This is a genomic window from Acetobacteraceae bacterium (assembly GCA_004843345.1).
Taxonomy (GTDB): Bacteria; Pseudomonadota; Alphaproteobacteria; order Acetobacterales; family Acetobacteraceae.
Map to the genome: position 1 here is coordinate 1075185 of CP039460.1, position 14709 is coordinate 1089893.

The following is a 14709-nucleotide window of genomic DNA, read 5'->3' on the forward strand; positions in this document are numbered from 1 at the left end:
TTAGTCGGGTAAGATTGTCAGGTTGCCGTGCGTGATATGGCGCTCGGAACGTATATGGTCTGCAAGATGGCAGACTTCTTTTGTTTTGCCTTTAAGAATACTGACCTCAAGGCAGCGTTCATGTTTAAGATGAACATGAATTGAGGCGACCGAAATATTATGGTGCGCATGATGGCTTTCGGTAATTTTCTTCGAAATTTCGCGGGCATTATGGTTGTAGGTATAGCTCAGGACACCAACGCAATCATTGATAACATCGCCTTCTTTGATGGCTGCCTGCTGTAATCCTGCACGGGCGAGGTCTCGCAGAGCTTCGGATCGGTTTTGATAGCCTCTACGTTCGATCATTCCGTCCAGCTCCGCCATAAGATCATCGTCAATGGTAATTGTAATGCGCTGCATGGAAATTCTCTTTAAATTAAATAAGTTCTTGGGGAGTCTTAGGATAAGCTGGATTATTTTATAGGAAAAGGGGGCAAAACGGCTTGCGAGAGTAAAAGACTGACAGGATGCGTCATTTTCGCTTGAAAATCTGTAATTTCTTCAACAATTTCGCCCTTTTCCATGATGAGCGCCCGATCGGAAAATTTTCGAACAAGACGTATATCATGTGTTACGAAAAGATAACTCATTTTTTGTTTTTTTTGAAGTTTTTTGAGGAGGTGGAGCGTTTCTACTTGTAAATGAAGATCTAAATTGGAAACAGCTTCATCTAAAAGGAGGATTTTTGGATTTAGAGCCAGCGCTCTTGCAATACAAATTCGCTGAAGCTGGCCGCCGCTGATTTCAGAAGGGTGTCTGTTAAGGAAGTCTTCTGGCAGTTTTACAAGCACAAGCAGCTCTTTGACACGGGCGGTTCGTTCTTCTTTGGTTAGGTTTGAGAGATAGAGAAGCGGTTCTTCTATAATGGATTTGAGGGAGAAACGCGCATTTACAGCGGAAAGAGAATCCTGAAAAATAAGCTGGGTATTCTGATAAAAATCTTTTTCGGTTTGGCGGTTCATGTTTGCAAGATTTTGACCTTCAAAAAAGATTTCGCCAGTGCTGGGCTTTTCCAGCCTCATCAGCAGGCGCATTAAAGTGCTTTTGCCACAGCCGCTTTGCCCTAAAAGCGCAAGTGTTTCCCCTGCATGAAGTGAAAAAGAAATATTTTTCAAAACGTTTTTGAGGCCGTTTTTCTGGGGATAGGTTTTTGAGAGATTGGAAACTGTAAGCAGGGTCAAGGCGTTTTCTCGTCATCTAAGGTTAGGCCGTAAAGGGAGAGATGCGCTTTTAGTAAATGTTTTGTGACCTTGGCTTGAGGCTGTTTAAAAAGGGTTAAAACATCGGTTTGTTCAACAATTTTACCTTTTTCTAAGATAACAACGTCATCGGCGAGGGCTGCGACAACGGATAGATCATGGGTAATGAGTAAAATGCCAAGCCCGTGTTTTTCAGTGAGTTTTTTAAGGGTTTGCAGGATTTGAGACTGTATAATCAGATCAAGTTCGCTGGTAGGCTCATCTGCGATTAAAAAGGATGTTTCACTCAAAAGGGCGAGCGCAATCATTATGCGCTGTAACTGTCCACCGCTTAATTCAAAAGCGTAGGACGTTAAAATTTCTTCTGCATTTTCAAGACCTGCGGCATACAGGGCTTTGCAGATTTTAATTTCGGCTGTTTCGTCCCATTTATCAAGTGCTTTTAAGGTTTCAATGGCGTGATAGTGCATGTTCCGTAAAGGATTAAAGGCGCTGCGGGGATTTTGCAGAATACTGGCGACAATTTTTCCTCGTAAGTTCTCGGGGTGTATTGGGTTTCCATTAAAGGAAAGATTTGTGTAGCTGGCACTGAGGTTCGAGGGAAGTGTTCCTAAAATGCCTAGGCTTGCCATTGTTTTCCCAGAGCCACTCGCACCGACCAAGGCCGTCACTTTACCAGCGTGGAGGGTAAGCGAGAAATCTTCAACGATGTTTTGTTTTTTGCTAAGTGTGTTGAGAGAAATGTTAAGATTTTTGATGGACAAGGTGTTGGAGGTCAATGGCTTTCCCCTTTTTTTGTGAAATGGGGATCAAGCTGATCCCGCAGGGCATCTCCTAAAAGATTAAACCCCATAATGCTGAGAAAAAGACAAAGACCAGGCCAGAAAATGAGCAAGGGCGCTGTTCGGATATAGGGAAAGGCTTCGCTAATCATGACACCCCATTCAGCGGTTGGAGGTTTTACGCCTAGTCCCAAAAAAGAAAGACCTGCAACATGTAAAAGAATATGTCCAATATCCAGCGAAGCGAGGACGGTAATTTGTGAAAAAATCATTGGCAGAAGATGCTTCACAAAAATTTGAAAAGGGTTAGCGCCACTGATTTTGGCAGCGAGGAGGAATTCCTTGTAGCGTGCAGAAAGCACAAAACTGCGGATAAGACGTGCGTACCAAGGCCAATGGGAAAGGGCAATCGCTAAAATCACATTTTCGATGCCTGTTCCCAGAGCACCAATTAAAAATAAAGAAAGGATAAAGGTCGGAAAAATCATGCAAATATCGGTTAAGCGCATGAAAATTTGATCGAGGATACCGCCAAAGAATCCAGCAATGCCTCCAATGAGAAATCCGAGCAGCAGAATAAGACTTAAGGCAGCTAAAACGGCGCTGAGAGAAAGCCGGGTTGCCGCAATAAGGCGAGAAAGAATATCTCTTCCTAAAGGATCTGTTCCGAGAAAATGCGTGCTGCTTGGCGGAGCAAGGCGCAGGTGCAGATCGATTGTGTCAGGCGAATAGGGCGTGATCCAGTTGCCAAAAAGGGCGGCTAAAGCAAAAGGAAGCAAGAGAAGGCAGGCGCAGAGAATGGAAAGATTTTTTCCTTTGCAAGAAAGCGGAATCATTTTTTGACCTCTTGGGCGGTCTGCTCACGGGGATCAATCCAAGCGCAGAAAAGATCAACGCATAAATTGCAGAGGATAAAAATCAAAACCATAAAAAGCGTGAAACATTGGATAACAGGATAATCCCGATTTAAAATGGCAGAGACGGCAAAACGTCCAAGCCCAGGCCAAGAAAAGATGCTTTCAATAATGAGCGTTCCAGCGATAAGTTCAGCGATATACATGCCAAGCGCATTGATCATTGGAAGGGAGGCATTAAAGAAAATATGATTTTTTTCTATTTTGTTTTTCGAAAGTCCCCTCAGGCGTGCATAGAGGACATGGCGCTGTCCTGAGACTTCTAACATGCTTCCTCGAAGAAGGCGTGCATTGATGGCTAAAGACATAAAGGCAACAGTAAAAGAGGGCATGATTAGGCTAGAAATCCCCGTCTTTCCCATAGGTGGAAGTAAATGCAAAGAGAGTGGAAACAGCCAGATAAGTAAAAGGGCTAACCAAAAATTAGGGATGGAAACGCCCAGCAGGGAAATAAAGCGGATAAGGTGGTCTGGCCATTGATTGGGGTATCTGGCGGAAAGAATACCAAGGGGGATAGAAAAAAGAAGGGTTAAGAGGAGGGCAACGCCCGCAAGCTCCAAGGTGGCAGGCAGAAAATAAAGCAAATCCTTAAAAACAGGTCTGCCTGTTGCAAAAGAAAGGCCAAAATCCCCTTGAACAGCATGGCCGAGCCAATGAAGATATTGGGTGAGTAAAGGGCGATTCAGCCCAAGCATTTGACGTGTTGTTTCCAGCGCCTCGTTTGTTGGCGGAATATTAGAGAGGCGTAAATAATCCATCGCAGGATCACTGGGGCCTAAATGAATAAGTAAAAAAATGAATAAAGAGGCGAGAAAAAGCATGAAGGGCGCAAGAGCAAGGCGCTTTAAGGTGAAGTAAAGCATCTTAATTTTTGCTCTCTTGGAGCTTTTCAAAGGGAATTTCCATCATGGTCGCACCAAAATCAATTTTTTGGATTTTGTGATTGGCAACGGCCATTGCCCGAACATAGCTGATAGGCAGGTAAATGGCATCTTGATGCAGGCGTGTGAGAATGTCTGTATAAAGCCGCTGACGCTCGGTTTCATTTTGGGAAACCAGCACTTCTTGGATTTCTTTATCAATTTCTTTTTTGTCAGGCAGGCCAAGTTGCGCCTGATAATCTGCGTGAGAGGGAGCGCGCATAGAGCTTAATAAGGCTGCGGGGGCAAAGGGCGCTCCCAAAATCTCTTCAAAAATGAGTCCAAAATTGCCTTCCCGCTGGCGTGCAAAAACACTGCTTTCCTCTTCGCCAATCAACTGGAGATCGATACCAATTTCTCTGCAGTTCCCTTGGATAATCTCCGCCATAGATTTCATAATGGCATCTGTGCCGACAAAAGAGAGTTCTAAGATAAGTTTTTGACCGTTTTTTTGACGGATTTCGCCTTTTTTAGTTTGCTTCCAGCCTGCTTCATCCAAAAGCGCCGCAGCTTGATTAGGATCATAAAGATAGGGTTTTAAATCAATATTGGCATAAGGGATTTCTTTTGAAAAAAGCGTATCGGCTCTGCTTTGCGTTTGGTAAAGAACCGCAGATAGCAGGGTGTCTTTATCCACGGCATGGTTGAGCGCTTCGCGCACTTTTTGCTCAGCAGTTGGTCCTTTTTGACTGTTTAAAACAATCATTAACGTGCCCAAAGGAGGGGAAAGTTCTGTTTGATATTGGTTTGAGTGTTTTAACTGCTCAAACATATCTGGCGTTAAAGGGCCATTTGTCCCTTGAACCAGATCCACTTGTCCCGTTTCTAAAGCGATTGAACGGCTATTAGGATCAGGAATGACCTTTACATTGATTTCTTTGAAATCTGCTTTCTTTCCCCAATAAGTTTCGTTCCGGCGGAAAAGATCATTTTCGCCTAATTTTGTTTGGGAAAGAATCCATGGGCCAGTGCCAATAGGTTGAAGAATGCCGTCTTTTGTTCCGCCATTTTTAAACTGGGAGAGGGCAATGAATTTAAAAGGACGGGGAAAGGATAAATCTTCTAAAAAGGGGTAATAGCTGTCTTTGAGCTTTATTTGAATTTGAAAGGGGGAGAGGATTTTTACCGATTCAATTTGATTGATCGCTTCGAGCCAGTTATGGCGTATTCTATTGGCTAAAATGGCATCAAAATTGGCTTTAGCCGCCTTTGCATCAAAAATTTCACCATTGGAGAATTTAACATCGTCCCTCAGGTTAAAAAGATAGGTTTTTCGATCTGGAGAGATGTTCCAGCTTTTTGTAAGCCAGGGGTGGATTTTGCCGTCTTTCCCAAATTTCACAAGCGGTTCATAAACCATATCTTGGGCAAACATTTGGTTGGGCGTGTAAAGGTGGGGATTAAGCGGGCCGACATTGACAGGCCAAGAAAAATTTAGCGTTTGCGCCTGTGCATTTGAAAACACACTCCAAAAAAGTGCGATAGCGCAGAGAGTAAAAATCTTACGGTTCATTTTAGGCACGCTTAATAAAAGAAAAGATATGCTATTTATAAAAAAACAACATATCTATCTCTTTTTAAACGTCAAAACAAATTATGGATTTTACAGAATTTTCTTTAGAGCTGTTTTCCTAAAAGCTCTGTTTTCTTTTGATTGAATTCTTCTTCTGTAATAATGCCTTGTTTTTTCATGCTGGCCAATTTTTCCAGCATTTCAAGATGTTATTATTTAGAGACTCTTTAGGGGCAGAGGCTGGAAAAGGTGCAGCGCCAAAACGGTTTTCGCCTTCTTGGCTTGGCATACACCAAAAAACGATATTGACAATCGGAAGCAGCCATCACCATCCAGAATGATTTATGTCGTGTAAACGTCATTTTTAGAGGCATCAATTATAAAGTAATCTCTTTATAAGTTCATGCGATAGAGACGGTTTTTAGCAATAGTTTAGTTTAATGTGGTGCTAGCTCTTTTTTAGAAGGCAATGATGTTTTCATTTTGAGTAATCCAATAAAAAGGCATGTTATTAAAAAATAACATGCCTTTTTTATCGCTTAAAAACACCTTTAGAAGAGATGCGTTTGACGTCTTTAGTCTTCAAGTGTTTTGAAGATGACATCCCCAACTTGTTTCAGGCTATGCGCAATAACGCCGACACCTTTTTTAAAGGCAGGAGGCTCGTCTTGATCTGCTGGACGCAAAACGATGCAACGCATGCCGGCACGGATTGCTGCCAGTGCACCAGGGTCACTGTCTTCAATCACGATACATTCGTTAGGTGGCACGCCTTCCTCTTCCGCCGCAAGGAGATAAACGTCTGGTTGTGGTTTTGGTGCGCCAATATCTGCGGCAGAGTGAATATTGTCGTCTTCAATATGGTCTTCTAAACCAGAGGCTCTGAATTTAACGGCCATTTCTTTCGCAGAAGAGTTGGAGCCAATTCTGAAGGGAATATTAGCGTCATTTAGGCGTTTGAGAAGCGCATTTGCACCTGTGACAGGTTCGGCATATTTCTCTGCAAGCTGAATGAACATTTTTCTAAGGCGAGGGACGGAATCAGCAGGAAATTCTTTGCCGGCCAGCTTTGAAAGGTTTTTGACAACCTGTGGCAATGCAAGACCCAAGGCATGCTTTTCAGCCATTTCTTCTGTCAGATCCAGACCCTGCTCTTTTGCAAAATCAATAATGGCATTCATAGCGAGGGTTTCACCGTCAACGAGAACGCCATCGCAATCAAAAATGATCAGCTTAGGTGTTGGTAAATCAAGAAATTCTTTGAAATTTTCATCTTCAGGTAAAGGCATTCGTTCTCTCCTTAGTCTCCGTGCCCGAATAAGCGACTTTAGCACGAGCATAGAGAATATATAATCTATTTTTTAGCCTTCAAGCATATCTTTTTAGTGGCAAAAAAACAAGGAGAATAGAAAATTTAGCCCAGAATACAGGGAGAAAATATTTAAAAATAGGCTTTTGAGGAAGAAAAAGCCTTTAGCTGAAGGGCTGATAGCGAACTGTAAAGAAGACCATATTGTTGGTTGTATGAGGCGCACCACCTTGTCCCGCAAATGCTTTGAGATAGTCGAAGGCGTATTGCGTACCAACAAGCACAGAACCATAGTCGCCTTTTGTTGCTGTGTACCAGAAACCGCCTGTGACTTCGCCGAGCATTTGAAGATTACTGGCCGCCTGACAGGTTGAGGCTGACGCACCAGGAATGGAACAGCCTCTCATATTATAGTTCGGGTTTCCATAACCATAATAGTAGTTTTGGCCATTGACACTTGTGTTGAAAGAGCTGCTATCGAGAACTGTATCCATACCAGCATAGGCAAAAAGGCGGAGTTTCGGCGTGACATTGCCATACATGCCGAGCATTAAATTCGCTTCTTGAAGCGGTTTTGGTGATCCCTGCGCATTAAGCGTATAATCAGGAAGCTGTGTAGAACCATATCGCCCAAGTCCATAACCCCACATTCCACTGGTTTGGAAAAACAGGCGGTTTGGAATAAGGGGTAAAAGGAAAGCGCCCCCGATGCCGCCGCCCATGGCCGTATGGTTTTGGCCATTGCCGACTTGACTGGTCCGGTCATGGAAAAAGCGCATCATTCCGTCAAATTCAAAATGTCCCCAGCCCGGATCTGCTGTAATTTTAGCAATCACATCTGGCGCAATATCTGTGGCATAGTAGGTGCTTGGGTTATTTGTGCCTGTTCCCGGATGGCTCATTGTGGCCGTTCCCCATGGTGCGTTTTCGGTGCAGCCCGAACTCGAACCATTTTCATCGGAGCAGAAACTGCCAGGAACAACGGCGGAAGGGCTTTCGGCGGAGAGACCAACACCGAATTTATTATGGGCGAACATTTTGACAATACGGAGCTGTGCGTTACGTGTCCATGTAAAACCGGGCACAAGGTTAAGGTCAATCACCAGCGGAATTTGTTCATCTCTCGCCCACATACCTTTTGCAGACATGGTTGCCAAGGACCAGTTCTGCCCAGCCAAAATGTACCAGCCGTTTTTCATATCTTTAAGTTCGCCATAGGCGTTGCGGATACGGGGGCTGTAAGAGCTGCTTTGGCGTGAGTTTGCAGCCGAACCTGCACCGCCAAAATCCATTTCTAAATAGCCGTCAACTTCAAGATTTTTAGTCATCATCCCTTCAGCTAAGACGGCAAGACGGGTGGCACGTGCCGTTTGTTGATAGGTACTTGTCTGGGCATAGGGTGAGTTTCCCCAGGGCGTCGCACTGAAGGCTGTTAAGTTCGCAGACCCTGTATCACGTTCACGCCAGATACCTTCTTCGGCGAAGAATCCACCGAGTGTTAAACGGATACCGCCAATTTGTAACTGCCCTCGGCGTAAAGGGCCGTAAAGGTCAGGATGCGCATTTGGCGTTGCGCTGACTTCAGCAAATGCAGTGCTTGGTGTAAGCGGTTTTGCCAATTCTGCAATTTCAAGGCCAAGAGAGTCTGTTTGGTCGCCTGCCAGAATTTTATTGCTGGAGTTATTGAGGCCTGGCGGTTTGCTGATACTGAAAGGATCTGTATCAACATTGCCACTTCCGCTACCGCTGTAAGGATTGCTTTCTGTAATGGCACGCTGACGTTCGAGATCAGCTCGGATTTTTTGACTTTCAAGCGCTTGTTTCTTTTTTAACAGGCCAATTTCATTCTCCATTTTTTTCATCTGTTTTTCCATAAACAGAATTTGATTGGCTGTTTCGCTAGCATGTGTCTGCCCGTAAGAAAAGCTGAAAAAACTTAAGAGAAGTACGGAGTATTTAAGGATTTTTCTGTTTTTATTTGCTTTTTTTACCTTTTTTTGAATGCAGATTTGCACATTCGAAGAAGCAGTGCTTTTCGAGGAAATCTGATCAGAAAAGGAAGAAAAAAGCGTCAAAGTGAAGGGCCCTTTTAAACGAATGATAGGAGAATAATAAAAGACCTAAAAGAAATCAAAAGCATTTTACGTTGTACGGGTTGTCTGTGTCATCTTGTTTGCTTTTTTATCCAAAAGGAAGGTATCGCACGTCAAAAAAGACCGTATTCTCATCTGTGCGAGGCTTCCCGCCTGTACCGCCATAGGCGGTTTCCCATGTGTAGGAATATTCGATTCCCGTTTTGACGGTGCCGTAATCACCAGAAATAGGGGTAAACCAGACACCACCCGTAGCAGATGAAATATAATCAACATTTTGTTGCGCCATGCATTGACCTGTATTTTCTCCGAAGCAGCCTTCCATAGAGTAATGGGGGTTTCCATAGCCAAAAGGCATCCCGCTAGACTGAAAGGATTCTCGTTTCAGCACTTTTTCCATGCCCCAATAGCCGTAAAATTGTGCCCATTTAACAGGGTTGAAAATAAATCCTGTGAGAACATTTGCTTCAGGCAGAGGGCGAATGGATCCGTCAGGATTATAAGTATAGTCAGGCAGCTGGGCTGCGCCATAGCGCCCAATGCCAGCACCGACAAGCCCAGAAGCTTCAAGTGTTAATTTTTTGCCAAAGAAAGGCAAGAGGAATCCACCGCCACCACCACCGCCGATGGCCGTATTTCCCTTACTAGAGCCTACTTTCTGGGTTGTGTCATGGAAGTAGCGCATAACGCCTTCGGCTTCAAAATGTCCCCAGCCAGGATCCGCAGCGGCCTTGAGGATAAAATCAGGTGCATAGTTGCTGGCGTAATAAGTATCGGGGTTGTTTGTGCCTGTACCTGAGTGGCGATCTGTAATCGTTCCAACGCCAGGGATGTTTGGAACGACAGAGGGAGCTGTTGCAGAAGGGTCTTCCAAGGCGGCGCCAATCGAAAAGCGCTCATGTTTTCCGTGAATGCCAAACGCTTTGACGATACGAAGGCTCGGCGCTCTTGTATAGGTAAATCCAGGGAGATAATTTGCATCGACGGTCAAAGGTGCGGCTTCATCACGGGGAAGCATGCCTTTGGCATTGAGGGTCATGAGTGACCAGCTTTGGCCAGCCATTAAAAACCATCCAGAATGGGAGTTTTTAATTTCGGCATAAGCAACACGCATCCTTGGAATATAGGAGTTTGAAGTGCGGCTGTTTGACATAGAGCCAGAGCCTTCAAAGTCAATTTCCCCATAGCCGTCAACAGTTGTGTGTGGGGTTATTTGCCCTTCAACAAGGGCAGAAAGACGAGAGTGTCTCGCTGTTAATTGGAATTCAGAAGTATCATGGTAGGGAGAGTTTCCCCAAGGAATGGCATTCCATGCAGAGTTTTGGTCGGCGGCCATTTTGCGGGAGCGCCAGAACATATCAAAATCAATAAAACCGCCAAGAGTGACTCGGAGACCGCCAATTTGTAATTGACCTCTGCGCAAAGGACCTTTTGGATCTTCATGTGCCGCAGGTGTATCCGTTAAATGTCCATAAAAGGTATGTGCCATTTCAGGCTTTGCAAGCAGATCTGTTGTGACATCTTTAAGGGGGGCTGTACTGCTCCAGTCGCCTTTTTCGATTTGGACGCGCCTCTCTTCCATCTGGGTAAAGGTTGGGGGGGCAGCAAGGTCTGAGGTTTTATGTGGTGGATCAATATCTGCACCTTGATAAGGATCGCTTTCTGTTTCTTCACGTTCTTTTATGAGTTCTTCCCGAATTTGCTGATTTTCGACTTTTTGTTTTTCTTGGAGGAGAATGAGGTCCTGTTTTAAGCGGGACATTTTCTCTTCTAGTTTTTTGAGAGAATTGAGGTCAGAAGCTTCCTCTGCATGTCCACGGCAGGGGTACAGGCAACCGCAATAAAGGGCAAAACTCATCCCAATCAAACGGTAGGAGGGGATAAAAGAAAAACGTATGGAGTAGGTACAAATATGTTTTTGGAAAGTTAAAACCTTCCGAAGGCTTGGGAGAAGTTTTTTAAAGAAACTTGACCGGTAACACCCTTTGGGCGTAGCATTACCCGCGCGCAAGGGCTTGCACACGATAGCGTAGCCTAAAAGTCTTTATAAAAAGACTGATGTAATAGTGAGCGCCCTGTTCCAAAATAGCCTCTGTTATTTATAAAATCAGATAGGACTTTTCAGCTGGAATTCTATCTAAGCGTTCTTTTGTTTACAAGGATTTTTCTTATTGAATCTCAGCCTTAGGCGCGCGTGTCTGTGGAAAGACGTGAAATATTTGTTTTTACACTATTCGTTTTTAGCCATGGCGGAGGAGATTTTTTAAAAGGCCTTTTCCTTTTTGAAGGTCTCTCTGCTATGAAAGCTGGGATAGCTTGATTCAACCTGAGTTTGCGCTAAGCAATGTAAGGTAGCGGTGGAAAGCTACGAAAGGGAAGTAGGAGCGGAATGGATAAGGTTCTTAAAGAAACGTCAACAGAGCGTTCTTCTTCCATAAGTTCGGAAGAAAAGGCGTTAGAAACAATTTCCTCGTTGGAGGATGTCACAAAGCCAGTTAAAAAATATCTTATTATTTCTGTTCTTTTAGGGGCTGTTGCGAGTATCTTTTTGGTCTTGCAGATGGGGATTATTGCTCATCTGGTAACAGATTTGGCTTTCAATCAAAAAACTATTTTTGAAGAAGAAAAATTGCTGCTTTTGCTGCTGTTTGCTGTGGGGGTGCGCTCTCTTTTACAGTCCCAAGCCGATACATTTGGGGACAAGGCGGCGATTAAGGCAATTTCTAATTTAAGAATGGAAGTTATGGCGCATTTGTTTTGCGCAGGCCCTGTGGCGCTGGATTTAGAGGCTACGGGTAAAACAGCAACGGCTCTATCAAGCGGGATTGAGGCGCTAGGTCCTTATATCGCCCGTTACATTCCACGTCTTTCGGCGATGGTGATTTTACCTGTTATTCTTTTAGCTGTTGTTTTCTCTCTTGATAAAATTAGTTTTGCTGTTTTGATGATTACAGGGCCTTTAATCCCTGTTTTTATGGCTCTGGTTGGCTATGCGGCACAGGCTGTTATGGATAGGCAATGGAATGAATTGCTGCGTTTAAGCGGTTCTTTTCTGGATTATTTACAAGGTATGACAACGCTGAGGCTTTTTGGGCGGGCGCATCATGGCGCTAAATGGGTTGCAAAGATGGCCGAAGGGCACCGTAAAGAGACTTTTAAGGTGATGCGGATCGCCTTTTTAAGTTCAGGCGTCTTAGAGTTTTTTGCTTCTATTTCAATTGCGATTGTGGCGGTGGTACTTGGCGGACGTCTTTTAGCGGGCACATTTGTTTTTCAGGACGCCTTTTTTATTTTGTTACTTGCGCCTGAATATTTTTTGCCTTTGCGTATTTTCTCTAATTCCTATCATGCACGTCAGAATGCCCAGAGTGCTTTTGAGCCTTTGTTAAATCTTTTGTCGCTTCCGCCTTTAGCAGAAGAGGCTCGAAAGCAATCCAGCAAAAGCCCAGAGCCATCGGTGGATCAGGTAAGTGCCGAGCAGCTGGAATCTCTTGTTTTTAAAGGAGTTTGCGCTGGCTACAGGGACGGCGAAAATGTGATTGATGATTTTTCAGCTGTTTTTCTAAAAAATAAATTAACGGTTATTTCAGGGCCAAGCGGCGCGGGGAAAACAACGATTTTCCGCCTTTTACTTGGGATGATTCCGATGCGGAAAGGTGAAATTTTTTTGAAGCTCGCAAACGGGAAATATAGTGCCCGTTCACATCTTAAAACAGGCTGGGTGCCTCAAAGCCCGTATTTTTTCGCAGGGACAATTACTGAAAATCTTCGGCTGTCTGCGCCAAATGCGACATTAGAAGAAATGCGCAAAGCGGCCGAAGAAGCTGGCGCTTTGTCTTTTATTGAGAATTTCGAGGGGGGCTTTGCGTTTAAGCTGGGAGATCGGGGAGCGCCCCTTTCTGGGGGGCAGGTAAGGCGTCTTGCTTTGGCGAGGGCCTTGTTAAGTGGAGCGACTCTGTTGGCGCTAGATGAACCGACTGCAGATTTAGATCAGGAAAATGCCGAGTTGCTGGCTAAGGCGATAGAACGTTCTGCGGAAGGAAGGATTGTGGTTGTCATTTCGCACCGTGAAGATGTTGGCGATTTAGCGGTTCAAAACCTCTATTTAGATCACGGAAAGATTGTTTCAAAAGAATCTTTGGGGGCGCATCAATCATGAAAATCATGCGCTATATCATGGGGCCTTATCGTTGGCTTTTATGGCTAGGTCTCCTGCTTTCCTGTCTTGCGGCAATGGCTAATTTTTGTTTGATGTTTCTTTCTGGCTGGTTGCTTGCAGCAGCAGCAGCGGCTGGAATAGGCGGTTTGGTGGCTCGGAATATGTTTAATATTGCGCTGCCAGCCACAGGGGTTCGTTTTTTAGCCATTTCAAGAATTGTTGCCCGCTATGGAGATCGTCTGCTCAACCATGATGCCGCTTTAAGATCAACGGGACGTTTGCGAGCTTGGTGTTTTCGGCAGCTTATTCCGCATTCTGTACGCTTATCTCAAATGACCCGTGGAGGGGATTTTTTGGGGCGCTGCGTGACAGATACAGAAAAAATGGGTCAGGTCTATTTGGATGTTTGGCTTGTCGTTGGAACGGCGGTAATTTCCTCTATTCTCGCCTCTCTTTTGGTTTCCTGTTTTTCGTTGCCTTGCGGTGTTTTGCTCTGTTTTGCCCTCTTTTTGACGGGTCTGTTATTGCCTTCTTTGGCTGGTTTGTTCGTGGCGGATCATGTTTTGGAGAATGCGAAGCAGATGGAGTCCCTCCAAGGGGAGTTGGTCGAGGACATGCAGGGAATGTCTGATATTTTATTTTGTGGCGAAGCAGAAGAGCGCCTTAAAAAAGTTCAAACCATCCAGTCCAAGGTGAATGATTCAGCCTTAAAAGAGGTCTCCCGTGTAAATCTCTTACGTCATCTTGTGCCAGTTTTGGCGGTTGTGACATTGATTTTTACGGTCTTTTTAGCCGATCAAGCTTATTTACAGAATCAACTCTCAGCCCCGCAAATAGCGATGCTAGCACTGGGGGCTTTGGCCGCCTTTGAGTTTGTTGCCCCTCTGGTGGATGCGAGGTTGGCATGGCATCGTTTTAAGCGTGCGAATGAGAGGATCGTTGCCCTCTGTGGAGAGCCTGAAAAAGACAAGAATTTACCTGAAACACTGTCTTCATTGGGTGAAAAAAAAGATGATAAATCTGCCACAGTAGAGACACATATTGCAACAGAGATTGTTCTTCCGTCTGTAAATAGGCATATTTTGGTACTTAATGAGGTTATGTTGCTTTATCCTAAGCAGGATTATCCTGTTTTGGATAGAATCTCTTTGGTGTTAAATCAAGGGGAACGCGTAGCAATTATAGGCCCTTCGGGGGCTGGAAAGACTAGTTTAGTCCGGCTTTTAGCAGGACTCGTGCTTCCAAGTTCAGGAAGTATTTCGATTAAAGGCTCTCTTTTAGGGGGAGCTAGCGAAGACAAGGCTCTCCAGTCAGTTGGGGTTATGGCGCAGGATTTCCATCTTTTTGCTGGAAGCGTGCGTGATAATCTCCTCCTTGCTTGTCCCGAAGCGAGCACGGAGGAAATGTGGGATGTTCTTGCTTTGGCAGGGCTAGCAGATGAGGTCAAGCAGATGGAGAATGGCTTGGATACTCAAGTTGGGCAGCAGGGGATTCGTATTTCTGGGGGGCAGGGCCGTAGGCTTGCCGCTGCACAGGTACTTCTCCGTAAGCCCGAATTGCTTATTCTTGACGAACCGACTGAAAGCTTGCCTTCAGATGTTGGAACGGCACTCATATCTTCGATTCTTAATGCTTTGCCTAAGGCGGCTGTCGTTTGTATTACGCATCGGCAGGAACCTTTGGTATTTATGGATCGTGTCTTACGGTTACAGGATGGAAAATTTTGTCCGGAGGAATTTTCAAAGCTCGGTTGCGCTTCTAAAGTATAATCGTTCGAT

General features: G+C 44.7%; 12 protein-coding genes. 2 read left to right on the forward strand and 10 right to left on the reverse strand.

Annotated elements, in window-relative coordinates; genetic code table 11:
- From nikR to FAI40_05470, 10 genes are all read right to left on the reverse strand, one after another.
- Entirely contained in the window at positions 1-402 is a 402-nt protein-coding gene (nikR, locus tag FAI40_05425) for a nickel-responsive transcriptional regulator NikR (protein QCE34834.1), read from the reverse strand.
- Between the two features lie 53 nt (positions 403-455).
- Positions 456-1223 carry an ATP-binding cassette domain-containing protein gene (locus tag FAI40_05430; protein ID QCE34835.1) on the reverse strand — a complete coding sequence of 256 codons (768 nt, stop codon included), beginning with the start codon at positions 1221-1223 and terminating at the stop codon, positions 456-458.
- Entirely contained in the window at positions 1220-2020 is an 801-nt protein-coding gene (locus FAI40_05435) for an ATP-binding cassette domain-containing protein (GenBank protein QCE34836.1), read from the reverse strand. Before FAI40_05435 ends, FAI40_05430 begins: the two co-directional genes overlap by 4 nt.
- Positions 2017-2859, reverse strand: a complete 843-nt coding sequence (gene nikC / locus FAI40_05440) for a nickel ABC transporter permease subunit NikC (protein QCE34837.1) — start codon at positions 2857-2859, stop codon at positions 2017-2019. The genes FAI40_05435 and nikC overlap by 4 nt, the downstream gene beginning before the upstream one ends.
- On the reverse strand, positions 2856-3800 hold the full coding sequence (gene nikB, locus FAI40_05445; GenBank protein ID QCE34838.1) for a nickel ABC transporter permease subunit NikB: 945 nt from the start codon (positions 3798-3800) through the stop codon (positions 2856-2858). Before nikB ends, nikC begins: the two co-directional genes overlap by 4 nt.
- 1 nt (position 3801) lies before the next feature.
- The gene (gene nikA, locus FAI40_05450; protein ID QCE34839.1) at positions 3802-5370 is read right to left on the reverse strand and encodes a nickel ABC transporter, nickel/metallophore periplasmic binding protein; all 1569 of its coding nucleotides are present in this window, start codon (positions 5368-5370) and stop codon (positions 3802-3804) included.
- A 104-nt stretch (positions 5371-5474) separates the two neighbouring features.
- Positions 5475-5570, reverse strand: a complete 96-nt coding sequence (locus tag FAI40_05455; GenBank protein QCE34840.1) for an SHOCT domain-containing protein — start codon at positions 5568-5570, stop codon at positions 5475-5477.
- A 375-nt stretch (positions 5571-5945) separates the two neighbouring features.
- On the reverse strand, positions 5946-6710 hold the full coding sequence (locus FAI40_05460; protein QCE34841.1) for an HAD family phosphatase: 765 nt from the start codon (positions 6708-6710) through the stop codon (positions 5946-5948).
- Positions 6711-6843: 133 nt separating this feature from the next.
- Entirely contained in the window at positions 6844-8541 is a 1698-nt protein-coding gene (locus FAI40_05465; protein ID QCE34842.1) for a hypothetical protein, read from the reverse strand.
- A 319-nt stretch (positions 8542-8860) separates the two neighbouring features.
- Positions 8861-10795, reverse strand: coding sequence for a hypothetical protein (locus FAI40_05470; GenBank protein ID QCE34843.1), 1935 nt, complete (start codon positions 10793-10795; stop codon positions 8861-8863).
- Between the two features lie 366 nt (positions 10796-11161).
- Between FAI40_05470 and cydD the strand changes: the two genes are divergently transcribed.
- Positions 11162-12931: a thiol reductant ABC exporter subunit CydD gene (cydD, locus tag FAI40_05475; GenBank protein QCE34844.1), complete on the forward strand. Its 1770-nt coding sequence runs from the start codon at positions 11162-11164 to the stop codon at positions 12929-12931.
- Positions 12928-14700, forward strand: coding sequence for a thiol reductant ABC exporter subunit CydC (gene cydC, locus FAI40_05480; GenBank protein ID QCE34845.1), 1773 nt, complete (start codon positions 12928-12930; stop codon positions 14698-14700). The genes cydD and cydC overlap by 4 nt, the downstream gene beginning before the upstream one ends.
- Positions 14701-14709 lie beyond the last annotated feature (9 nt).

Coding starts and splice junctions, on each gene's coding strand:
- nikB (QCE34838.1), bottom strand. CDS start 3,800: ATGCTTTACTTCACCTTAAAGCGCCTTGCTCTTGCGCCCTTCATGCTT.
- nikC (QCE34837.1), bottom strand. CDS start 2,859: ATGATTCCGCTTTCTTGCAAAGGAAAAAATCTTTCCATTCTCTGCGCC.
- cydD (QCE34844.1), top strand. CDS start 11,162: ATGGATAAGGTTCTTAAAGAAACGTCAACAGAGCGTTCTTCTTCCATA.
- FAI40_05465 (QCE34842.1), bottom strand. CDS start 8,541: ATGAAAAAAATGGAGAATGAAATTGGCCTGTTAAAAAAGAAACAAGCG.
- FAI40_05455 (QCE34840.1), bottom strand. CDS start 5,570: ATGCTGGAAAAATTGGCCAGCATGAAAAAACAAGGCATTATTACAGAA.
- cydC (QCE34845.1), top strand. CDS start 12,928: ATGAAAATCATGCGCTATATCATGGGGCCTTATCGTTGGCTTTTATGG.
- nikR (QCE34834.1), bottom strand. CDS start 402: ATGCAGCGCATTACAATTACCATTGACGATGATCTTATGGCGGAGCTG.
- nikA (QCE34839.1), bottom strand. CDS start 5,370: ATGAACCGTAAGATTTTTACTCTCTGCGCTATCGCACTTTTTTGGAGT.
- FAI40_05460 (QCE34841.1), bottom strand. CDS start 6,710: ATGCTCGTGCTAAAGTCGCTTATTCGGGCACGGAGACTAAGGAGAGAA.